Annotated in this window: 23 protein-coding genes; 18 read left to right on the forward strand and 5 right to left on the reverse strand. The window is 60.1% G+C overall.

Going from position 1 to position 22,132, the window contains the following annotated elements; translation table 11 throughout:
* Positions 1-38: 38 nt before the first annotated feature.
* Positions 39-1,070, forward strand: a complete 1,032-nt coding sequence (locus WKV53_RS14415; protein ID WP_341405390.1) for a hypothetical protein — start codon at positions 39-41, stop codon at positions 1,068-1,070.
* 206 nt (positions 1,071-1,276) lie between these two features.
* A complete protein-coding gene (locus WKV53_RS14420) occupies positions 1,277-1,783 on the forward strand; it encodes a hypothetical protein (RefSeq protein ID WP_341405392.1) in 507 nt (168 codons plus the stop codon).
* A gap of 64 nt (positions 1,784-1,847) precedes the next feature.
* On the opposite strand, the gene WKV53_RS14425 is transcribed toward WKV53_RS14420, so the two are convergent.
* On the reverse strand, positions 1,848-2,867 hold the full coding sequence (locus WKV53_RS14425; RefSeq protein WP_341405394.1) for a hypothetical protein: 1,020 nt from the start codon (positions 2,865-2,867) through the stop codon (positions 1,848-1,850).
* Positions 2,868-3,231: 364 nt separating this feature from the next.
* Between WKV53_RS14425 and WKV53_RS14430 the strand changes: the two genes are divergently transcribed.
* From WKV53_RS14430 to WKV53_RS14465, 8 genes are all read left to right on the forward strand, one after another.
* Positions 3,232-3,714: a hypothetical protein gene (locus WKV53_RS14430; RefSeq protein ID WP_341405396.1), complete on the forward strand. Its 483-nt coding sequence runs from the start codon at positions 3,232-3,234 to the stop codon at positions 3,712-3,714.
* A 223-nt stretch (positions 3,715-3,937) separates the two neighbouring features.
* Entirely contained in the window at positions 3,938-4,507 is a 570-nt protein-coding gene (locus tag WKV53_RS14435; protein ID WP_341405398.1) for a hypothetical protein, read from the forward strand.
* Positions 4,508-4,644: 137 nt separating this feature from the next.
* Positions 4,645-6,009 carry a hypothetical protein gene (locus WKV53_RS14440; protein ID WP_341405399.1) on the forward strand — a complete coding sequence of 455 codons (1,365 nt, stop codon included), beginning with the start codon at positions 4,645-4,647 and terminating at the stop codon, positions 6,007-6,009.
* A gap of 511 nt (positions 6,010-6,520) precedes the next feature.
* Positions 6,521-6,721: a hypothetical protein gene (locus WKV53_RS14445; protein ID WP_341405401.1), complete on the forward strand. Its 201-nt coding sequence runs from the start codon at positions 6,521-6,523 to the stop codon at positions 6,719-6,721.
* 243 nt (positions 6,722-6,964) lie between these two features.
* The gene (locus WKV53_RS14450; protein ID WP_341405403.1) at positions 6,965-7,153 is read left to right on the forward strand and encodes a hypothetical protein; all 189 of its coding nucleotides are present in this window, start codon (positions 6,965-6,967) and stop codon (positions 7,151-7,153) included.
* A 171-nt stretch (positions 7,154-7,324) separates the two neighbouring features.
* Positions 7,325-7,885, forward strand: coding sequence for a M15 family metallopeptidase (locus WKV53_RS14455; RefSeq protein WP_341405404.1), 561 nt, complete (start codon positions 7,325-7,327; stop codon positions 7,883-7,885).
* 325 nt (positions 7,886-8,210) lie between these two features.
* On the forward strand, positions 8,211-8,444 hold the full coding sequence (locus tag WKV53_RS14460; protein ID WP_341405406.1) for a hypothetical protein: 234 nt from the start codon (positions 8,211-8,213) through the stop codon (positions 8,442-8,444).
* A gap of 412 nt (positions 8,445-8,856) precedes the next feature.
* On the forward strand, positions 8,857-10,809 hold the full coding sequence (locus tag WKV53_RS14465) for an ATP-binding protein (RefSeq protein ID WP_341405407.1): 1,953 nt from the start codon (positions 8,857-8,859) through the stop codon (positions 10,807-10,809).
* A 307-nt stretch (positions 10,810-11,116) separates the two neighbouring features.
* Here WKV53_RS14465 and WKV53_RS14470 read toward each other — a convergent pair whose 3' ends face one another.
* On the reverse strand, positions 11,117-12,073 hold the full coding sequence (locus WKV53_RS14470; RefSeq protein ID WP_341405409.1) for a hypothetical protein: 957 nt from the start codon (positions 12,071-12,073) through the stop codon (positions 11,117-11,119).
* A 78-nt stretch (positions 12,074-12,151) separates the two neighbouring features.
* The gene (locus tag WKV53_RS14475; RefSeq protein ID WP_341405410.1) at positions 12,152-12,637 is read right to left on the reverse strand and encodes a hypothetical protein; all 486 of its coding nucleotides are present in this window, start codon (positions 12,635-12,637) and stop codon (positions 12,152-12,154) included.
* 302 nt (positions 12,638-12,939) lie between these two features.
* Here WKV53_RS14475 and WKV53_RS14480 point away from each other — a divergent pair, with 302 nt between their 5' ends.
* From WKV53_RS14480 to WKV53_RS14505, 6 genes are all read left to right on the forward strand, one after another.
* A complete protein-coding gene (locus WKV53_RS14480) occupies positions 12,940-13,344 on the forward strand; it encodes a hypothetical protein (protein WP_341405412.1) in 405 nt (134 codons plus the stop codon).
* Complete coding sequence (locus tag WKV53_RS14485; protein ID WP_341405414.1) at positions 13,341-13,652, forward strand: hypothetical protein; 312 nt, start codon at positions 13,341-13,343, stop codon at positions 13,650-13,652. The genes WKV53_RS14480 and WKV53_RS14485 overlap by 4 nt, the downstream gene beginning before the upstream one ends.
* Before the next feature lie 422 nt (positions 13,653-14,074).
* Positions 14,075-16,099 (forward strand): phage portal protein family protein, encoded by a 2,025-nt coding sequence (locus WKV53_RS14490; protein WP_341405416.1) that lies wholly within the window; start codon positions 14,075-14,077, stop codon positions 16,097-16,099.
* Positions 16,100-16,260: 161 nt separating this feature from the next.
* Positions 16,261-16,530 carry a hypothetical protein gene (locus WKV53_RS14495; RefSeq protein WP_341405417.1) on the forward strand — a complete coding sequence of 90 codons (270 nt, stop codon included), beginning with the start codon at positions 16,261-16,263 and terminating at the stop codon, positions 16,528-16,530.
* 261 nt (positions 16,531-16,791) lie between these two features.
* Positions 16,792-17,232, forward strand: a complete 441-nt coding sequence (locus WKV53_RS14500; protein ID WP_341405419.1) for a hypothetical protein — start codon at positions 16,792-16,794, stop codon at positions 17,230-17,232.
* Between the two features lie 394 nt (positions 17,233-17,626).
* Complete coding sequence (locus tag WKV53_RS14505) at positions 17,627-18,229, forward strand: hypothetical protein (protein ID WP_341405420.1); 603 nt, start codon at positions 17,627-17,629, stop codon at positions 18,227-18,229.
* Positions 18,230-18,495: 266 nt separating this feature from the next.
* On the opposite strand, the gene WKV53_RS14510 is transcribed toward WKV53_RS14505, so the two are convergent.
* Positions 18,496-19,020, reverse strand: a complete 525-nt coding sequence (locus tag WKV53_RS14510; protein ID WP_341405422.1) for a hypothetical protein — start codon at positions 19,018-19,020, stop codon at positions 18,496-18,498.
* Between the two features lie 103 nt (positions 19,021-19,123).
* Positions 19,124-19,354 carry a hypothetical protein gene (locus WKV53_RS14515; protein ID WP_341405425.1) on the reverse strand — a complete coding sequence of 77 codons (231 nt, stop codon included), beginning with the start codon at positions 19,352-19,354 and terminating at the stop codon, positions 19,124-19,126.
* Between the two features lie 222 nt (positions 19,355-19,576).
* On the opposite strand from WKV53_RS14515, the gene WKV53_RS14520 reads away from it, so the two are divergent.
* Positions 19,577-19,987 carry a hypothetical protein gene (locus tag WKV53_RS14520; RefSeq protein ID WP_341405427.1) on the forward strand — a complete coding sequence of 137 codons (411 nt, stop codon included), beginning with the start codon at positions 19,577-19,579 and terminating at the stop codon, positions 19,985-19,987.
* Positions 19,988-21,641: 1,654 nt separating this feature from the next.
* On the forward strand, positions 21,642-22,046 hold the full coding sequence (locus WKV53_RS14525) for a hypothetical protein (RefSeq protein ID WP_341405429.1): 405 nt from the start codon (positions 21,642-21,644) through the stop codon (positions 22,044-22,046).
* The last annotated feature ends 86 nt before the right edge of the window (positions 22,047-22,132 follow it).

Raw genomic sequence — 22,132 nt, forward strand, 5'->3', positions numbered from 1 at the left:
GTGGTGATGCGGGTAGAGGGTGGGGAATTGTGATGAAGATGAATCGCCGGGCTGTGCTTGCGGTTTTCGCCGTGTTGATGGCGGGGATTGTTTGTGCCGCTCGAGGAGAGGTGGCGGTGAGGGTGAAGGCGGACTTCAAGGTGGCGGGGAAGGCGGGGGATGGCTCGGGCGGGCACTATGATAAGGTGGTGTGGGTGCCGACGGAGGATGATCGGGTGGTGATCGTGACCGCGGGGAACAAGATGGTGCAGGCCTTCGATGTGGTGTCAGGGAAGGAGCGGTGGAGGGCGGTGTATGACCGGAGCATCGTGGCGATGACGAGCAACATGGCTCATGTGTATGTGGCACTGGAGGCCGGGGCGGGTGATGGTGTGGAGTCGATCCGGCGGGTGGATGTGGCGACGGGGAAGGATGCGACGCCGAAGGGGATGCTGCAGCCCTTCCTGCCGAGGGCGATGCTGTGGATGCCTATGGCGGGCGGGCTGTGCGTGGTGACGCAGGCGGAGGTGTGGATCTATTCGCAGGATCTAACAGGTGTGGAGGCGCGAATCCCTTACGAGGGGAGCGGCTATCCGGAGGTGACCAGTGATGGGAAGACGATCCTGCTGTGGGAGCGTGGCGGGCGCTGCCGTGTGATCTGGCCCGGTGCGGGTGGGAGCGCGACAGCGGCTCTAACAGGAAAGTGGAGGGAGGTCGCGGATGATAAGATCGTGACGGATGCGCCTTTTCTGAGCAATGCCTTCTACGAGACGGGAGGCGGGATGGTGCGGGTGATCGACAACAGTTGGTCGACGGGGAGGATTTATTTCCATGCGTCGCCGGTGAAGGAGGCGAGGGAGGAGCCCTCGGAGAATGGCCATGCGATCGCGGCGGTGGATTGGTCGCGGAAGCGGGTGGCGGTTTCGGGGACTTCGAAGAATCTGCTGCTGTTCACCACTGCGGGGGAGCGGCAGTTGGAGATGAGGGATGCGGTGAGGTCGCGGACTTACTCGATGGCGTTTTCGCCGGGGGGGAAGTGGCTGGCGGCGCTGGGAGAGGATGGGAGTGTGAGGGTATTCGAGATGGAGTGAGGGAAAGTTTGTTAGTGTTCAGTTTTCAGTTTTCAGATTTGGGGGGAGGCACTGTGGCTGGTGATCGGTGAAACAGCCCTGGACTGGTGAAGAACGAATCGCGGAGGACGCGGAGAGAAGGATGCCAGGTTGCGGGGGCTGACGCCATTTGAGGTGGAGACAAATGGGGTGGGCGGCGGGTTTATGAGGCAATGGCGATGAGGGTGATGAGCGCCATGGGAACGGTGGTGGATGCGCGGGAGATGATGGAGGCGGGGCTGGTGCTGGCGGTGCCGGTGGCTCTAACAGGTGTGGCTTGCTGGTGCGTGTGGCGGTGGCGTGCGCGGTGGTGGGGATGGGCGATCGCGGTGGCGTGCGTGGGGGCGATGGTGTGGATGGTGGCGCGATTCCGTGAAGAGGGGGAGCGTGCGGCGAACGTGCAGCGCGAGGTGGATACGGAATTCGAGATCATGACGCTGACGACGCGGCTTCGCTCGATGAGGCTTTTGCGTGAGGAGCTACGGTCGGCGGATGGGGAGGCGCTGGTGAAGGCGATGTTGCCGGATGTGACGAATGGGTATCGGAGCAGGGTGGACGATGAGGGGAGGATCGTGGACCTGTGGGGGAATGCGTTCCGGATCGAGGTGGGGAAGGAGACGGGGGATGTGGGGATTTTTTCGGCGGGAGTGGATGAGGTATTCGGGACGGCGGATGATTTGCCGCGGGTGGAGTGAGGTGGTGTGGAAGGCTCGCGTCCGTTGGAATGGAGTGGCTTCGAGGGGCGCGGGTGATTCCCTTTCAGGGGGCGTCAAGATGCTGCTCGGCGAGACGCTGATGTCGCTGGGCGGGAGTGAGCTTGTCGAAGGCGGTGGCACGCTTGAAGCCGGCGATGAATTCGGCGTCGAGCTCGCGATTCAGGCGGTCGATCTCGAAGGTGGCGTTGGTGATGGTGTTGTCCGAATTCATCGCGGCGATGGCGGAGCGGACGGACATCATGACCTCATTGCGCCGCCTGTCTTCGTCGAAGCCGATGTCGCGGTAGTAGTCGTCCATCGTCTGGAGCAGGAGCGTTGCATCGGCCTTGCCATCGTGAATGAAGGCGGCGGGGTCGAGCGAGGTGATGTAGGCGTGTGCGGTCTGATGGCCGAGATTGACCGCGTAGTCGTACCAGTGGAGCTCGAGCATCTGGTAGCCGCGATCTTCGCCGAGGATGTCGCAGGCGGCCTTGAATTCGGCGGCGATGTCATCCCGGCTGGAGTGGATGTCGGAAGTGGATGAGGAGTTCCGGAGTGCTGCGGCGGCTTCGTCGGCGAGGTCGAGTTCGGAGAGCGTGTGGCTGAGCATGAGGTGCGCGAGCTTGTTGCCGGGATCGGTCTCGAGGTATTTGCGGGCCATGGCCAGGCGCTCGTTCTTATCGGTGGTGTAGGTGGCGAGGATCTGGAACTTGAGCGGGGAATCGGGCAGGGCGGCGATGTCGTCGAGCTTGCGGCCTTCGGTGCAGAGGAGGACGAAATAGAGGGAGGCGGCGGTGTGGCCGCGTGCCTGGAGGAATTTCTCTACCTCGGCGGGGCTGAGAGCGTAGGGCGCGGCATCGGAGTAATTCGGGCGCTCGGACTTCTTGTATTCCGCGATGGCCTGCTTGATGCGCTCATTGATGTCGTCCTTGGGACGCGGGCTGCTTGGGCCGTGATCCGGCGTGGCGGGGTGTGACGTGGCTTGGTCCTGCTTGTGGCCGGGGTGGCCGGTGAGGAAGAGGCAGAGGATGCCCGCCAGGAGGGCGATGAGGAGAAGTAGTGCGAGCTTTGGCTTGGCGGTCACGAGCGCTTTCTCCCTAACAGGATGGTGGCGAGACGGGAAGCCGCTTTCGATTTACCCGGCTGGTGGAGTGAGGTGGGGAGAAGTGCCGAGTGATCGGTGATCGGTGGAAAGGCATCGGATTGGTGGAGGAACGAGACGCGGGGGAGTGGGATGGAGGCGACGTGAGAGGTGGGGCGGTTTCGCAACGCCGTTGGCGTAGGGTGATGGATCGTGAGATCACCCAGGGTAGCGAGTGCCTCGCAACCCTGGGCTTCAGGGTGGAGTCCCTTTGGGACAAGGGGAGGTGATAGGAGGAGTGTTGCGGTGATGCGGCTTAACTCTGGCTTCACATGGGGGTGTGGGGGTGGTAGGAGTTTCAGTCTGTATGAAAGGCGTGCTTTTGACTGGATGGGTTTGGGCGGCGGCGGTGGGGATGATGATGCCGATGGGGGCGAGGGCGGGGGAGCGGGTGGAGTGGATTCACTCGGTGACGATGGAGGAGGTGAAGACGGCGGATGTGGCGGTGGAGTTTGTGGGGGGGAAGGATGGGCGCTATGTGGTGAAGCAGGCGTGGCGGGGGAATGGGAAGGGGCTGGAGTTGCTATTCGAAGTGATGTGGCGGCTGGGGATGAGGAGCGATGGGTATGGGCGGTCGTTCTTGTATTTGCATTGGGAGGGGACGCCGCTGCTGGGGGCGCTGCGGACGAAGCGGATGCCGGAGATTTCATATGGCATGCCGCGGGGGCTGGATCGCAGACAGTACGTGCTGATGGCGGGGACGGGGAAGGAGCGATACTTTTTCGACTATCGGGTGATGCTGGTGGGGAAGGATGAGTGGAAGCCGACTCCGGGGAGGGCGTTTTGGTGATGGGGGATGAAGTGCGGGGTGTAGCGTGAGGATGGTGCAGGTGTGCAACGCCGTTGGCGTAGGTGAATTGGCGGGGTGAAGACCCAGGGTAGCTCGTGCCTCGCAACCCTGGGCTCGGTTGTGGAGTCCCGTTGGGACACGGGATACGGGGTGATGGATGGGGGCCAGTGGTGGGTATTGTCAGGCGGGGTGGGGAGTGGGAGGATGGCGGGTGGGTATGGGGGTGAAGAAGATGATGAAGGTGAAGAAGAAGATGATGAAGGGTGGTGGTGGGACGAGGGGAGTATCGGCGCGCGTCAGGGTGCGGTATCGGGAGGAGTATGCGGGGTGGGTGGAGAAGCTGTATAAGCTGGGGGCGGGGGATGAGGAGGTGGCGGGGTTTTTCGGGGTGAGGGTGGAGGTGTTAGAGAGGTGGATGCGGAGGCATGGGGAGTTTGCGGAGGGTGTGAGACGGGGGAGGATGTGGGCGGATGCGGAGGTGGCGGAGCGGCTTTTCCAGCGGGCGATGGGGTATTCGCGGGAGGTGGTGAAGGTGATGTCGCGCGGGGGGAAGGAGGAGCCGGTGAGGGTGCCGTATGAGGAGCACTATCCGCCGGATGTGCGGGCGTGTATTTTCTGGCTGAGGAACCGGAGGCCGGATTTGTGGAGGGAGAGGGTTTTGTTAGAGAGCGGGGATGGTGAGGGGACGATGTTGTTAGAGGTGAGTGAGGAGGTTTTGGAGGAGATGCGGGGAATGGTTAAGGTCGCGGAGGGTGTGGTGGGGCCCGGTGGGGAAGTGCCGAGTGATCAGTGAAAGGCATCGGGGATGGGGGCGCGTTGCCACGAACGCGCCTATGAAGGGCTGGGAGAGGTGTGTGGAGAATCGGGGTGGCGAATTGGGTGGTGGGCGCGAGCAGCCGGAATGGCGCAGCCATTCCGCTACGATGGTGAGTGATGACGGAGGATCTAACAGCTTGGCAGTGGGCGATGGTGCGGGGGCGGAGGCTTTATCCTTGGCAGGTGGAGGCGCTGGAGGCGTTTGGGCGGGGGTATCCTACGGCGGTGGCGACTTGTAATGGGGCGGGGAAGACTACTGTTGTCGCTGGATCGGCGGTGGATTGGTTTTTCATGAGGCATCCGCGGGGGAAGCTGGTGGCGACTTCATCGAGCTTTAACCAACTTCAGAATCAGACTTGGCCGGCGCTGGAGGCGGGGTTGCCGGGGTTTGTTTCTGTTAGGCGCGGGGGTTCGCCTTTGAGGATTGCGACGCCGCAGGGGGGGACGGGGATTGGGTTTTCTTCGCGGGAGGCGGGGCGGGCGGAGGGGTGGCATCCTACGGTGTCGAGTGATGTGGATCCGGTGATGCTGCTGATGGATGAGGCGAAGACGGTGCCGGATGCGATTTGGGCGGCGTTTGATCGATGCACGCTGAGGTATCAGCTTTTGATTTCATCGCCGGGGCCGGCGTGTGGGAGGTTCTTTGAGTGCTTTCATTCGTTGAAGAAGTTCTATTGGTCGCGGCGGGTGGGGAGTGTGGAGTGTCCGCATTTGCCGGGGTGGAAGAGGGAACGCGACAGGGAGATTCATGGGGTGGAGAGCGAGGTGTATCGGTCGATGCACTTGGGGGAGTTCACGGAGGGTGGGGAGTTTTTGATTGTGTCGCCCGGGTCGTTGCGGGCGGCGTTGGATTTGCAGCCGCGGTGGCCGCATGGGGGTGAGGTGGTGGCGTTTTGTGACTTCGCTCGTGGTCGGGATGAGAATGTGTTGGCGATCCGGAGGGGGAATGAGGTGCGGATCATCGATGCGTGGCGGGAGAGGGACGGGGTGCAGGCTGTTAGACGGTTTATCCGGTTGCTGAAGGAGAACTCTTTTTGCCCGGTGGCACCGGGTGGTACTTGGGGGGATGCGGATGGCTTGGGGGGGCCGATGGTGGATATTTTCCGGGATGAGGGGTTTCCGATTCATGAGTTCCATGGGGGGCAGGCGGCGTGTGATGGGGTGAACTATGCGAACTTGATTTCGGAGGTGTGGCTGCAGGGTGTTAGAAGGATCGAGCGGGGAAGGGTGCATGTGGGGGAGCTGGATGCGGAGACTTTCCGGCAGTTGACGACGAGGCGGCTGGGGTATGCGGCGAACGGGAAGAAGCGGGTGGAGGGGAAGGAGGAGATGCGGCGGCGGGGGCTGGGTTCGCCGGATCGGGCGGATGCGTTGCTGGGGGCGCTGATGGTGGGGAGTTTTCTAACAGGGGCGGTGTCGGATGCGGGTGATGTGATGGGAGGGGTGAGTGAGTTTGCGACGGGGGCGGAGAGGTTTTGAAAAGTGCCGAGTGATCGGTGATCAGTGGAAAGGCATCGGGGCTGGTGGAGGAGGAACCACGGAATACACGGAACACACGGAAGGTGGATGGAGTGTGATGGTAGCCGGTGGAAAGGCGTCGGACTGGTGGAGGAACGAACCGCGGAGGCGCGGAGGTCGCGGAGGAAGTCGCGGAGAAGAAGTGCCGGGTGATCGGTGGAGGGGCGTCGGGGCTGTGGACGCGTTCTCACGAACGCGCCTACGGTGGGTGGGGCGGAGTGGCGACTTGGGTTGCGAGCTCGCACTGCCTGAATGGCGCAGCCATTCAGCTACTGGGAGGGGAAGGCACCGGGGCTGGGCACGCGTTGTCACCAACGCGCCTACGGTTGGAGAGGGGTGGGCGCGGGGATGCGGCTGATGCCGCGAGTTTCCGACGGTCATAGACCGCCGCTACATGGGAGGAGGTGGGGGCCAGTCGATGAGGTGGTGTGGGGTGGGTATCGGGGGCAGGATGGGGGTGATGAATGTGAGCGTGAACTTGAAGGTGTTGAGGGGGTGGTTGGCGGCGGCGGCGGCGCTGGGGGAGTCGCTGGCGATTTTGGATTTGAAGGGGGTGTTGCCTTTGCTGCCGGAGGGTTGGGCGGTGTGGGTGGCAGGGGTGCCGACGTTTGCGGCTCTGGTGGTGCATGTGGTGAAGGCGGTGGGTGAGTCGCTGGGGAAGGTGGGGGATTGAAGAGTTTGCTAGTTTTCAGTTTTGAGTTTTCAGGAAAGGCATTGTGCCGGGTGATCGGTGAAAGGCGTCGGACTGGTGGAGGGAACGAACCGCAGAGGCGCGGAGGTCGCGGAGGAAGCGCGGAGACGAGGGGAAGGATGAACCGCGAAGGCGCGAGGGGCGCGATGGTTTGAGGCTGAGGTGAATTGGGGTCTGGAGTTGGAGAACTGAACTGAATTGATGGAGGTGAGGCTTATGAAGAGGATGAGGTGTAACGGGTTGATGTTGGTGGCTGCGGGGGTGGCGGTGGGGGTGGGCTTGGTTTCTTGTGAGGGGCTGAGTGTTTCGGTGGGGCCGGATGGGAAGTTTGCGGTGAGCGGGGTGGTGCCGCAGGGGAAGGTGGTGGTGATGGATGAGAAGGGGAAGGTGGTGGATGAGAAGGGGGTGAAGTGAGGGGGGATCACCCATCATCAATCCTCCATCGAAGTGTGTGGGGAATGAGGTGGGTTGATTCGGGGCTTGGTTGTTGAGGCGGGCAGTGGGGGACCGTTCTGCCGGCCTGGAGACCGGCGCTCGCAGGGGGGCGCTGGGATGAGGGGAAATCTAACAGAAATTTGACGAGGTATGAATGCGGAGAAGATTAAGGCGATACAGGGGAAGGTGGGGGCTTCGGTGGATGGGTTCTGGGGGCCGCGGTCGATCGAGGCTTGCCAGGGGTATTTGCGGGGGCTGATGGAGCGCTCGTCTAACAGGTGGCCGGGGACGGATCAGGCGAGCCTGACGAGGTTCTATGGGGAGGCGGGGGATGAGAGCCGGCTGGTGATGATCGAGCTGCCGGGGTGCATGCGGTATGAGGGGATTCCGGTGCGGAGGGCGCGGGTGAATGGGCGGTGTGCGGAGAGTTTGTCGCGGGTGTTAGAGGCGTTGGCTTTGTCGCATGCGGAGGTGTTGGGGGAGTTTGCGGGGGTATTCAATGACCGGGCGATGAGAGGGGGCTCAACGCCATCGCTGCATGCGCGGGGGGCGGCGATCGATCTGATGCCGGACTCGAATGGGAACCGGATGCATTGGCCGGTGGCGGCGGAGATGCCATTCGAGGTGATGGAGGCGTTTGCGAGGGAGGGGTGGTTGAGTGCGGGGGCGTTCTGGGGGAGGGATGCGATGCACTTTCAGGCGACGAGGTGAATTGTGGGAGTTTGCTAGTTTTCAGTGTTGACCTCCGGTCCACGCGGTTTGCCGCTTCGCGGAAGGGTGGTCGTCGCCATCGCGACTGCTGCGTTCAGTTTTCAGGGAAAGGCGTTGTGCCGGGTGATCGGTGATTTGAGCCGGGTGGATCAGGAATAGTCTGCGGCTCCACTTCGCTTCGCGAAGTGGTGGAAAGGCATCGGAATGATGAAGGGATGAACCGCGGAGGCGCGGAGGAACGGCCCCGGACTGGTGATGAAATGAACCGCCAAGACGCCAAGTGCGCCAAGGGAAGAGAGATCTAACAGAATTATTTGAAGGACTGATGAATGCTTTGGCGGATGGGCTGGAGAGTGCGGCGAGGGTGGAGCTGCCGATCGTGTGGGTGCTGGGGATCGTGGGGTCGCTGGCGACGGTGGTGACCGTGCTGGCGAAGCTGATTTATAGCATGATGAACCGGCAGATCGATGCGATGGGGAGGCAGATCGAGAGATTGCAGGCGCGGGTGGACCGGCTGCAGAAGGGATGCGGGGTGCAGGGGTGTGCTTGGAAGAGTTGAAGTTTTTTGGTTTTGACCTCCGGTCCATGCGGTTTGCCGCTTTGCGGGGGGATGATCGTCGCTATCGCGACTGCTGCGTTCAGTTTTCAGGAAAGGCGGGGAAGTGCCGAGTGATCAGTGATCAATGAAACAGCCTTGGTCCGGTGGAGGGGCGAACTGCGGAGGTGAATGTTTCGATGCGGGGCTGACCCCATGTGCCGAGCTTGCCGCGAGGGCGATGGAGTCCGCCGGGACGAAAGAGGTGCATGCCACTCGGGAGGTGAGGGAGGCGAAGCAAAAGTGATCGGAAGGGCGTCGAACATACCGCTGTAAAATGGAGACAACGGTTCCCAATGCCGGATTCGGCTTGTCGAACGGGGCTATGGAGGCGAAAGAACGCGAGGCTCAAGCACTCCGATCAGGACGAGAATCCATGAACATCGAAACTTCCAGCGCAGTTAAACTGTTCTTCCCGAATCCGTCGTTGGTGCAAGTGTATTTTGAAGCTCTCGCCAACTCACTCGACGCCGGAGCCACAGATGTTTCTGTCAAGATTGAGATCGACGGGTTTACCGCCGCCAGCACACTTAAAATAACCATCACGGACAACGGAACCGGGTTCGACGAGGAGAGCTGGGAGCGCTTCTATACCATCATGAATCCTCGCGATACCTTTCACAAAGGGGTGGGGCGGCTCGTATATTTGAGGTATTTCGATCGGGTTCATTACGACAGCGTCCACTCGAACGGGGCGATGCATCGAACATTCCTTTTCGAGCATGAGTTCGAAGGTGCGTGTGACAATCGTCCGTTAGAGTCAGCGCGCCCCAATCGGACAAAGCTGATCTTTACCTCCTTCAACGGTGCCAAGATCAAGTCATACGATGACCTTCGTCCCGGTGCACTGAAGCCCCGAATAATTGAACAGTTTCTGCCGACTCTGTACGACCGCCACCGGAGAGGCGTTGACTTCCGGATCTCGCTTTCGTTGGAAACTGTGGAGAGCAAGGAACAGAAGGACTTTACCTCCACCGAAGAAGTCATCACGGCGGACGACCTTCCTAAATTCACTTCGGTAATGATAAACGCCACGTCTCTAGACGCTTACCGAGGTGATGTAGAGATGCTCTACAGCGTGCGCCCCGGAATGGGACAGCGGGCTCAGGTCGTCATCGCTGCAAGCATTGACGGAAGAACGATTCCCATCAATCTGCTCGCTCCTGGAGCTATTCCGGCGGGATACTCAGTTACCTGTCTTTTTGTATCCGACCTCTTCGATGGGTCGGCGGATCATTCTCGGCAGAAATTGGTGCTGCCGGAAACCGTAAAAGAGCATGAGCTTTTTCAAGTTTTGCAGCGAGAGCTGGGTTCCATGCTGTCCCAGGAGGTGAAGCAAATCGAAACGAAAAACGTTGAAACCAAGACGCAATTCGAAAGGAGATTTCCCCATTTATCGGGACTCTTCGATGATTCTTCAGTTGGACTTATAGATCGAGATCAGGCTCTGGAGATCGCGCAAAAGCGATTTTTCGAGGCTCAAAAGGAAGTGTTGCAGTCTGACGAGCTTGACGACGAAACCTATGCGAAGTCCCTAGAATTGTCTTCGCGGTCGCTCACGGAATACGTGTTGTACCGAGAGAAAATCATTGGCCGCATGAAGGAGATGACGCCGGATAATTCGGAGGCGGACATCCATAACCTGATCGCCCCTCGCTGGGAGCGTTTTCACGAGAACGGCTTCATCAACGATATTTACAGGAACAACGCTTGGCTATTGGACGACAAGTTCATGAGCTTCCGGACCATTTTGAGCGAAGGCCAGATGGACGACGTTATTGAGGCCATAACCCTGCAGGAATCGCCTATCAAGGACGAGGGTAGGCCGGATATCACCATGATCTTTTCAGCCGATCCTGCTGAAGCGCCCGCTGTGGACGTCGTGGTCGTGGAATTGAAGAAGATTACCGATGAGGAGAAGGATAATCAATTTGTGATTAATCAACTCCTTTCTCGTGCGCGCAAGCTTGCTGCCCATTGCCCAAATATTCAGCATATTTGGTACTACGCGATCATTCATATAAATCTGGAGATGGAGCAGGTGCTCCTTCAGTACGAGTTTGTCCCATTGTTCTCAAAAGGTCGGGTGTTCTACCGTGAGTTCCCGACTCGCCGACCCAACGGTGAGACTGTGCTGACCCCCACCTTCGTCATGTCGCTCGATGCCGTTGTTGCCGACGCTCAATGCCGGAATCACACATTCCTAGAGATCTTGCGAGCTGGGATGCGGCAACTTGATAAGACCCCTACAGCCGAGTCCCGCCCTTCTAAGGCAGCAGCACCCGCCGCCGGTAACACGGTGCCATTCGCGACTTCTCTTGAAAACTAGACTGGCGCATTTGACCCTGCGTCATCCCGGCCCCATGAGACGGCGTCCGGATTAGGAGCGGGCGCCGTCGTCCATTTCGAGTCCTGGCTTTTCGCATTAGGGAGGATATGGACTGTCAGTGAGTGACACTGCCTTTTCAGTTTTCAGTGGAGCGCGAGCTTGCCGTAGCGGGCTTCGCACTGGGCCGTGGTCTCGCCGAGGCGGGCGAAGGTGGGGAGGGCGGTGAAGAGGAGGAGGGCGACGGTGGGGAGGAGTTTCATGAATGGTGGAGGAGGGAGGACGAATGATGAATGGTGGGGGATGTGGTTCAGAAGCCGTCGAGGTCCTTGGCTTCTTGTTTCTGGTGCTCCTCGACCTGATGGGCGGCGAATTCCTGGTCAGTGATGTTTAGCAATGCCTTGTCCATGGCGTAGGTGGCGGAGGCCTTTTGGTCGGAGCGCGTCCATTTGATGGTGATGCCGGGTTCCTTTTCCCAGGTGGAGCTGGCACTGCTTGCATTGACTATGGCATCGAGCGCGTTCTCGGAGATGACGGTGCGGTTTTCGAGGCCGAGCGGGTCAGGTAGGCCGGCGAATGGGTCGGAGGAATCTTCCTTCCCGGCCTCTTTGAAGATGATGAGGTGGACGGCTTTTTCCTTCCAGAAGGTGGCGGTTATCTTGAGTCCTGCCTTTTGGTAGAGGAGGGTGCCGTCGGGATTGGTTTTGACGGGCTTGCCGCAGCGCTTCTCGAACTGGTCCTTTGATTCGCCAAGGCGGGCGAAGTCCTTGAAGGGCTCGGCTTCCTTTTTCTTGTCCTCTTCTTCCTTCGCGGCGAGGTAGGCGTCGTCCGCTATTTTCAGGACATGGTTTGAATATTGAGCGGATGCCTTGCCATCGTCGCGCTGCCACCAGGTTCCTTCCTGGTCGAATTCGGAACCGGATGTCCAGTTGGAAGCTCCCTTGCTTGCCTGGAGGAGGACATCGATTTGGACTTTCGAGATCTCGCCGCGTTTGTCGGCGTCGGCATCGAAAGCGCCGACGTCGTGCTCGGTGACGCCCGGGGTGGTCTTGGCGATGAAGAGGACGACGGCTTTGTCACTTGAGAAGGTGATGGTGAGATCGAGGTCGGCCTTTCGATAGACGGTGTTTCCCAGCTGGCTGGTGCGGACGGGTTTGCCGTAGCGGGCTTCGCACTCGGCCTTGGTTTCGCCGAGGCGGGCGAAGGTGGGGAGGGCGGTGAGGAGTGAGAGGGCGAGGGTGGTGATGGGGAGGAGTTTTGGTATCATGAGGGGGATATATTCGATCGATGGGGTGGGTGACGGGAGGGGAGGGCGATTTGTTAGACGGGGTGGAGGTTCGGGGGATTATTCCCTTTCTTGCTTCTTCTGCTCGTGGAGGAATTCCTGGTAGGCGGTAGCCGTGACGAGGAGGATTCCGCTCTTGGGCATGTAGGAGGCTTCGGCCTTGTCGTCTGCGCGTGACCATGTGGTCATTTCGTCGTCGGAATCCTTGTCCTTGCTCCAGGTGGAGCCTGCGTCGTTGGCCTTGAGGAGGGTTTCTTGCTCGGCCGAGGTGAGCGGGGTGTGGCTGATGGCGGTGCCGCCGGGCTTGCCTTTGGCAGAGGAGACGGTGGCTGCCTGGCCGTTCCAGAAGGTGACGTGGATGATGTAGTCGCCATTGCGGTAGTAGGCTTCGGTTCCGGTGGGGGGCTTGACGGGCTTGCCGCAGCGTTTTTCGCACTCGGCCATGGTTTCGCCGAGGTGGGCGAAGTCGGAGCGGGTGGAGGAGCGGGAACAGGCGGTGATGAGGAGAAGGAGGGGGATGATGATGGAAAGGAGGATGGTTTTCATTTCAGTTCAATGATGGAGGGAGAGATTTTGAGGGGAGTTGATGCAGGATGGACGGGGTTTGGCGAGGGGTATTCATTTGAACTGTGGATTTTTTTTGGGGGGGAGGAGAAGAAGTGCCGGGTGATCAGGGATTCAGTGATCAGTGAAAGGCACGGGGATGGATGGGATGTTTGACCGCGGATGGCGCGGATGGCGCGGATGAAAGGCAGGATTTGGGGGAGAGGGGTCAGGATGGATGGCTTGGCTTGGTGGGCGGGTGTGTTAGAAGGGGGGAACGTTGAACTCTGAACTCTGAACTCTGAATGATGGGGGTGCGGGCGATTTATCGGAGGGTTTCGTTTTGGCTGGGGTTGTTCGTGGCGTGTTTCATTGTGTGGGGGTGGTGGGATTCGGGGCGCTATCTAACATCGCTGACGTGGAGGGCGGGGAATGGGATGATGGGTGGGGTTCGCCATGAGGGGGCGACTCATTTGTTTTATGGGATCACGGCTCCGGCGGGGTATTGGCATGTGCCGGTGCGTGATCCGGAGCAGGTGGATCTGAACCGGTTTTTCGCTCCGTATCAGTATAACGGGGTGATGGAGTCGGGGCATGTGAAGGTGGGGGATGGGGTGGTGCTGTTCGTTTGGCTGGGGGTGTGGGGATGGTGGATGGTGAGGCGGTGGAGGGTGGAACGTGATGGGATGGAGAGGGCGATGGGGCGATGAGGAGGGAACAGGTCAGGGTGTTTTTGTTCGCGGGGGCGATGGTGGTCTTCGCGGTGGTGAGGTGGTGCTTGGGCTATGTGGCGGTGCAGGGTTTTTCGGGTTTTGGGATGGGTGTGGGGTTTGGCTATGGGCAGACGGGGTGGCTGAGGATGGGGGAGAAGGTGGCGGGTGGCGGGGCGATGATGATGGCGCTGGTTTTCATGTGGGCGGCGACGCGGGTGTCGTGGATGGAGGCGGGGAGCTATCGGTTGCTGGTGGCGGCGGTGGTGCTGATGCTTTTCACGATGACGCTGGTGATGTATGGGTGATGTTTGAATTCGGGGACTGGCCCGAGGGTGTGGGGCGGTGCGCAACGCCGTTGGCGTAGGTGAGGTGGTCGGGCGTTACCCAGGGTAGCGAGTGCCTCGCAACCCTGGGCTTCAGGACGTAGCCCCTTTGGGGCAGTTGGAGGGAAGATTGCCTCGCAACGCTGGGCTGTGTTGTGAAGTCCCGTTGGGACAAGGGAAGGAGGGGAAGGCGGGGGATGAAGAGGATGGTAGGGATGGTGGGGGCCAGTCGATGTGGTTCACGGGGGTGGTGGGGGCGTGGGAAGATGGGGGGTATGGGAAATGGGTGTGGGTTGGGAGTTGGTGGTGGGTTCGTGCCGGTGGGGGCGGGGCTGCCGAGGCGGAGGGATGGTGGTGTTGGCGTGAACGCCGCGTCGACCGAAGGTCGACACCCCTCAATGGGGTTGAGGGCGAGGCCGGCGGGGTTGTTAGAGGATGATGGGTCGATCATCGTGCCGATGGCGCGGGATCGCTTGCTGGAGATTTTCGAGCGGGTGCAGCGGCCGGGTGAGGTGGCTTCCACCTTGGAGGGGGCTCTAACAGGTCAGCTGTGGCAGCAGCAGATGCTGTTTCAGGCGATGGTGGATACTTGGCCTCGTCTGCAGAAGGCGCTGCGTGAGGTGAAGCTGGCGGCGCGGAAGGCGCCGTGGCGGGTGGAGGCGTATGCGCGGCGCGGGGAGAAGGCGAAGGCGGGGGCGGAGAAACTGGCGCGTGAGGTGGAGGAGATGGTGTGGGGGATGAAGCCGGATCCGGTGCGGGGCTTGAAGGGCTTCGAGGGGACGGTGGAGGAGCTGGCGATGGGGTATTTCATGGGGCACCATGTGCTGGAGCCGCATTGGAAGAGGAACGCTGAGGGGATGGTGGCTCCTGTTTCGACGTTGCCGGTGCCGCCGCGGTTTTATGGGTATCCGCTGTTAGAGGATGGGGTGGATCGTTTGATGCTGGACCGGAGTGGTTCGATGGCGGGTGTGGGTGGTGCGGCGTTGGAGGATTTCCCGCGGCACCGGTTTTTGATCGCGGTGAATGGGGGGCATAGTGGGCATCCGGCACAGGCGGCTCCGCTGCGGGTGCTGACGGGTTACTGGTTGGCGGCGGTGTACGGGCTGAAGTGGTTCATGCAGTTCGCGCAGTTGTTCGGGATTCCGTTCCGGTGGGCGACTTATCCGGAGGGGGATGCGAAGGCGAAGGCGGAGCTGGCGGCGATGATGGGGAACCTGGGGAGCCAGGGGTGGGCGGCCTTCAAGCAGGGGGTGGAGATGAATTTCCTGGAGAGCGGGAAGGGCGGGGGGAACCTGGCGCAGGCGGAGCTGCTGAGGCTGGCGGATGAGCAGTGCGATGTCTTCGTGCTGGGGCAGACTCTAACAAGTTCGCAGGGGGATAGCGGGAGCCAGGCGCTGGGGAATGTGCACATGGAGGTGCGGCGGGAGGTGGTGGAGGGGGTGTGCGATTTCGTGGGGGAGATCCTGACGCACCAGCTGATCCCGGCGATGGTGGCGGCGAACTACGGTGAGTCTCGTACTGATCTGCCGGGGCTGTGGGCGAAGTGGCCGGAGCCGCGGGATGAGGCGGCGATGGCGCAGCGTGACCGGGAGCTGGGGCTGCTGGATGGGAAGATGCCGGTGGAGCGGGCGTGGCTGTACGAGCGGCACGGGGTGCCGGTGCCGGCGAGTGATGCGGAGCTTTTCAAGGCTGAGAAGCCTGAGGCGAGAGACCAGAGGCCGGAGGGGGAGCCGGGTGCTGGAGGGCGCGGGCTGGTGGAGGAACGAACCGCGGAGGCGCAGAGGTCGCAGAGGAAGCGCGGAGAAGAGGGTGATGGAACTCTGAAGGATGAAGGTGGAACTCTGAACTCCGAATGGGAAGAGGAAGAAGGGGAGGATGAGCCAGGGAGGGAGGATGACGATGATGATGCTACGGGGTATGTAGTAGAAGCGGCATTCAATCCGGATCAGCCGCGGGTCCCGAAGGGGGCGCCGGGTGGGAAAGGTGGCGAGTGGACGAAGTCAGGGGGTGGCGGTGGCTTGGGTGAGGTGCCATCGACTCGACAAGGAGCATCGGGAGCGGATGCCAGGAAGAACCGGGGAGGAGGAAATGATGGAAACGGCAAACAGCCGAGGGGAGGTGCTCATGGAAAGGTCAAGGGCGTGCCTGGCCGTGAGTCGCATCATATGCCGGCGGATTCGGTGAGCCCGATTCCCCGGGAGCAGGGTCCCTCAATTTCCATGAAGGAGGAGCATCATTGGGTGACGGAGAGCAATGGCAGTTCAAAAAAAGCCAAAGCCTATCGCGCGAGGCAGAAAGCCCTGATTGAGCAGGGTAGATTCAGGGAAGCGCAGCAAATGGACATCGATGATGTCCGATCGAAATTCGGCGACGAATATGATGGCCTGATGCAGGAGATGCAGGGCTACACTACAAAAATTGGATTCTGATTACGCGGATGAAATTTGAAATACACAGCCACGAGGGAGCCGGGCCGATCAGGTTTGGCATGACGGCCGACGAAGCCCGGGAAGCAATTGGGGGGGAATTCAAGAGTGTGCAGAAACATGCCGATTCTCATCCGACGGATGTTTTCGGGGAGTTTGAGTGCATGGTTTTCTACGATGATGACGGCAGGGTGGAGGCAATTGAGTTCGTCGAGCCCGGCAGGGCTATGCTTGGAGGGGTGGATCTGCTGGGGATGAGCTATGCGGATCTGGTGAAGCTGATCACCGAGCAAGATCCGGAGGTGATGATCGAGAATGATGGCTTCACTTCGGAGAAGCTGGGAATTGGAAGCTATGCGCCAGGTGGCATCGGAGAACCGGAGGATCCGGCTGAGACGGTGATCGTATTTCCGCCCGGCTATTACGATGGCTGACGGGTGCCGGCCGCCCACGTGAAGGTGTGGCCGGGTTCTTGGGATGCGAAGGGGCTGTGCCTTGTTGGCTGAACCTGTTGAAGGTGGGGTTGCTTTCTAACAGATATAACTTTCAAGGAGTGCCCCATGGTGAATAGGGATCTGCGGACTTTATTCCTGGGGAAATACGAGCGCCAGATCAAGGAGATGAGGGAGTATACGAACTGGCTTTACAACCATTCGGATCACAGGAATCTGCTGAAATAGATAATCACGATGGGAATGAAATTCGTAATCAACAGTTACAAGGGAGCGGAGCCGCTCGAGTTCGGGATGTCGCATGCCGAAGTTCGCGAGGCGGTGGGGGGAAAATTCAAGAGCTTCAAGAGGGATCCCGATGATGAGGATGATCCTCCGCTGGACTACTTCGAGAAGAAGGGGTGCTTCGCGTACTATAGCAAGACGGGGGAGCTGAGGGCGATCGAGTTTTGCAAGCCGGCGGAGCCGATGCTGGATGGGGTGAATCTGCTGGGGCTGAAGTTCGTGGAGCTGATGAAGCTGATGAAGAAGAAGGATGCGACGATGAAGGATACGGGGGCGGGCTTCAAGTCGATCAAGCTGGGGATCGGTGCGTGGGCTCCGGGGGGTAAGCATGAGCCGAATATCCCGGCGGAGACGGTGATTGTGTTCCGGGAGGGGTATTATGAGGAGACGGATGGGTGATGATGTGGAGGTGCCGTCCGGTCTTTGTTTTGGGGCCGGGCGGAGTTTTTTTGGTGGAGGTGAGTGGTGGGCTGGCTGATGCGCTACTCCTCCACCGGGATTGCCTTTAGAACCGGGGTGGTGGTGTTAGAGGATGCGGAGGCGGGTGAGGGAGGTGATGAGCGGAGTGATCAGGTCTGCGGGGGATCACAGGGTGCTTCCCCGCAGCAGGGCTGCTGGCTTCGAGCGGCAGCAGGGCTGCCGCAGTCCGGGTCTCCGACGGCTGGGGCGGAGGTGGCAGGCGGGGTGAGGGCTGTTAGGTAAGTGGAATGGGGCCAGTGGGAAGGGTGGTGGTGAGGTGGGTGAGGGTGTTTGATGGGGGGATGATTTTTGGAGATCGAGAAGGAGGTGGGCGATGATTGGGGTGTCGGTTTCGGCGGAGGGATTGGTGGAGATGGAGCGGGTGGTGGGTGAGCTGGGGGATGGGAGGAAATTGTTAGAGGCTGCGGCGGCGGGGGTGGAGAGGCGTTGGCGGGGGCATCTGGAGGAGAGGTATGTGCCGAGGGACAGGGATGGGGTGGATTTCTGGGGGCGGGTGGTGAGGTCGATGCGGGGTGAGGTGAGTGAGTCGGGGGCGGTGGTGAGGGTGGAGGAGGTGGGTGTTCGATTGCGGTATGAGGGCGGGGTGGTGGTGCCGGGGAAGGGGATCTCGAGCTATACGGGGCGGGCGACGCGGGCGCTGGCGATTCCGAGTGGTGCGGTGCCTGTTAGAGAGGGGCGGAGGATTTCGCCGAGGGAGGCGGGGCCGCTGGTGTTTGTGAAGGGGCGCGGGGGTGAGACGGTGGGGTGTTTGTTAGAGGGTGAGGTGAGCGGGGTGATTTCGCGGGGGAAGAACAAGGGGAGGCCGCGGGTGAGGAGGAAGGGTGGGGTGATGTTTACGCTGGTGATGAGGCAGGTGATCCGGGGGGATGCGGGGATTTTGCCTAGTGGGGAGGTGTTGTTAGAGGGAGTTTGCTAGTGTTCAGTTTTCAGTTCTCAGGAAAGGCAGAAGAAGTGCCGAGTGATCAGTGAAACAGCCCGGACTGGTGGAGGAACCGTAGAGACGCGGAGGTCGCGGAGGGACGCAGAGAAGCAGCCCGGGACTGGTGATGGAATGAACCGCCAAGACGCCAAGTGCGCCAAGGATGGAGAGGGATTCAAATTTCAAGGGCTGACCCCCGGGACGCGCGCAGTCGTTCCGCTACAAAGAGGGAAGGCGGAAGGAAGGCGTGACGTTTGATGGGGTCAGTTTGATGGCTGATCGGCTCGGGATGAACCGGCTTGTCCGGCCTGCTGATCCTTGATCAGCTTTTGATGATATCGTTGCACGGCGGTCACGAGGTCCAATGCTTCCTTTCGGGAAAGGACAATCACATCTGAACCGCTGGACCCGGCATCAAATCGCAACTCTACATCTCCGGACTTCAAGAAACTGATCCTGACGTGGGGAACTGGCTCAACTACATGGACTGCCTTGACGGCCAATCCCTCTTCGATGATGCCCGCAATGCCGCCCATGCAGCTGGGATAGAGGGTGCTGGTAGCCCGGGCATCCGAGTATTTGAAGTAGAGCGCATTCCCCTCTGATCCTCCTCCTTGCGGCTTCTCTCCCCATTGAGGTGTGAAGGACGATTCCCTTATCGCCAAGGTGAGGCCGGCTTTTTCAATCTTCCATACGACTCCTTCCTCTTCCTCACCGCTCGCCAACTGCGCCGAGCAAAGAGAGAAGAGCAGGGGGAGGATCAGCCTTAAGATGCCAAATCTGATCATGAGACGAACAGATTAGCCGATGCGGAGCGGAATGGAATCTTGAAACCGGCGGGATGGGTGAAGCGCGGAGAGAGAATGTCGGGGGCCATGACCGAGTGGGCGGTCAGTAGCGGGTGAGGTCATCGGTGAGGCGGGTTCTCACGTAGTGGAAGACGATGGCCTGGGCGAAGCAGACGATGGCGGTGGGGATGCAACTGAGGAGGCTCCAGAGGTCGGTCCTGACGATGGAATAGATGGAGCCGGCAATTGCGGCGATGCCGGCGAGGGCGACGATCCAAGTCGCGAGGTGAAGGAGCGAGAGGATGAATTTATCGGATGCGGAGAGAGGGCGCATGGTTTGGGTTTTCGCAGGGCGGCGGGGTGATTTCAAGGAGGGAGGATGGCGAGAGGAGGCGCGGGGAAGAAAGATATGAGGATGCGGGATTGGCTTTTTCTTTTCTGCGGGGTGGCGGTGTCTATGGTGGATGAGATGGGTCGGCGCTCGGTGATTCGGTGGAAGTCGTTTTGGTTCGGGATCCTGGTGTTGGGGTTCTTGGGTTGGGCGTGGGGGGATTCGTTGCATTGGAAGATTCGCTTTCGTTATGGGCAGAAGAGCGTGTGCCATGCGGGGTCGGGGATTTGCGTGGCGGATCTGGGGCGGCTGTTGAGCGAGTCGCCGAGCTGGAGTCGTGGTGAGGTCTCGCCGGATGATGCGCGATGGAGGGAGGTGCGGTTCGATGGGCCGGAGGTGCTTCGTGTGAGCGGGGACTCGCGGCAGGTCCATGACTACTATGTGGTGTCCAAGGGGGAGAGGGTTTCGAAGGCGCGCAATGCGGCGGCGGTTCACTTCAATGAGGCGTTGTTTTTCCCGGTGGCTGGGGCGTGGGCGATTTACATTCCGCACTGGGTGGTGATGGTGTGTTTTGCGGTGGTGTGGTCGGTGTTCCTGGCTTGGCGGTGGCGAAGGGAGAAGAGATTGAATCGATGAGATGAAGGTGCGGTCGTTTTACCGGTGGAAGAGCTTTTGGCTCGGGGTGGTGGTGCTCGGATTTCTGGGATGGGCGTGGAGTCGATCGGTAGGTTTGCGCGATCAGGTTGCTTGGACGACATCGGACCAGAAGAGGAGCTACATGGCGTGGAGTTGGAACGGAGAGCTTGGGTGGGAGGTTCGCTCTTGGGGCTGGGAAGTTCCATTGGCGATCGGCTTCAGCCATGATTCCGCGTCCGAGCGTTTCGGAAGTTTGGACTATGGAGGATTGCAGGAGACGGCGTGGTGGGAACCGTTACTCCGAGTGCCGCGGGTGGGGATCGACAGGAGTAGCGAGCGCTTTTTGGTGACGGTTGATTACCGGTTGGTGGTTGCGGGATTCCTGGTGCCGTGGGTGGTGTTTCTTTTCTGGCGTGGTAGAAGGGTGAGGAAGGGATGTCCGTGAAACCGCGCGCTTTTTATCGGTGGAAGAGTTTTTGGCTCGGGGTGATGGTGCTTGGGTTTCTGACGTGGGCGTGGTGGGATTCGATCCATTGGGAGAGCTATTTCTGCTATGGGCAGAAATACTTCCGGCAGGCGGGCTCGGGAATTTGCCTAGCGGATCGGGGATACTCGATGGGTCTGCCGCCCGAGGGGTATCGGCTCCCGCTTGACGGGCAGCGATTCTCACTATGGTCCACCGAGGGTGTTCTATGGAGGGAAGTCAGGTTTGATGCGCCGGAGATGCTGCATGTCAGCGGAGATCCCGAGCCGCTGCACAAGTACCGCATCGTGCCGAAGGGCGGAGACGCGTCCGTGCCACGCAATGCAGCGGCGGTTCATTTCGGTGGGGTGCTGTCGATTCCTGTGAGGGGCGCATGGGCGATCTACATTCCTCACTGGTTGGTGATGGTATGTTTCGCTGTGCCGTGGGTGGGGTTTATTTGGTGGCGTGGTAGAAGGGAGAGGAAGGCATGTCCGTGAAACCGCGCGCTTTTTATCGGTGGAAGAGCTTTTGGCTGGGGACGGTGGTGCTGGTTTTCCTGGGGTGGGCGTGGGCGCGATCCATGGATGTGCACGATCAGGTTGCTTGGACGACGTCGGGGCGGGACAGGAGCTATATGGCGTGGAGTTCCAATGGGGCGCTGGGGCTGGAGGTGCAGATTTGGACTGGGAATGGATATGAAACTCCGCCGGCGATCGGCTTCAGCCATGAGAGCCTGTTCCAGCATTTCGGACTTTTGTATCATGGAATATCGGGGGGAACGAGGTGGCTGGCGCCGGGATTCAGAATGCCGGCGTTGGTGTGGCTTCACAGGAGCAGCGAGCGCTCGTTGTTGACTGTGGGTTATCCATTGGTGGTTGCGGGGTTCATGGGGCCGTGGGTGGCGTTTCTTTTCTGGCGTGGTAGAAGGGAGCGGAAAGGAATCGCATGAGGGCGCGGCCGTTTTATCGATGGAAGGGCTTTTGGCTTGGGGGTGGTGGTGTTGGTTCTGATGGGGCTGGCGGCGGTGATTGATCTTGTTCCGAGCAGGGCGGCGTTCCAGCGGCGGGTGAAGAGTCCGGGTGGCGAGTTTGTGGTGTTCTCGTTGCCGTTTCATGGGGAGGCTTCGCGTGGGTATGAGGGTGGGTTGATTCTTTATCTGAGTGGCTCGAATCAGCCACAACGGAAGACGTGGATGTTTTCGTGATTTTCAAGCCCGGCTCCGGCATCATTCTGGACCCGAGGCCGGTACTAAATTACTTCAAAAGCAAGGGCTACAAGGAGAGTGACGACCGGATTTTAATTGGCGGATGGCCAGTTCAGTTCCTCCCGCCTCGCGGAAAGCTTGAGGAAGAAGCGATGCGAAACGCCATTACGTTGGAAGATGACGCCGGCCCCCCGCTTCGGGTTTTCTCGGCGGAATACATTGCGGCTGTGGCACTCAAAACCGGAAGAGCCAAGGACTTTTCAAGACTTTTGCAATTTTGGGAAAGCGCCGCACTGGACAGGAGCCAATTCAAAGAGATAGTCTCGCGGCACGAACTCACTGAAAAGTGGCTTGTGTTCAAAAAGAAATTCGACCTAACGGAACCATGAATCGTGATGTGGTATGGACTGCGATCACGGCTAAAAAGCAGGCCGCTCGGCGGAAACTAATGGATTTACCTTGGCGCGAAAAACTG

The sequence above is a fragment of the Luteolibacter sp. Y139 genome, from assembly GCF_038066715.1.
Classification (GTDB): Bacteria; Verrucomicrobiota; Verrucomicrobiia; order Verrucomicrobiales; family Akkermansiaceae; genus Haloferula; species Haloferula soli.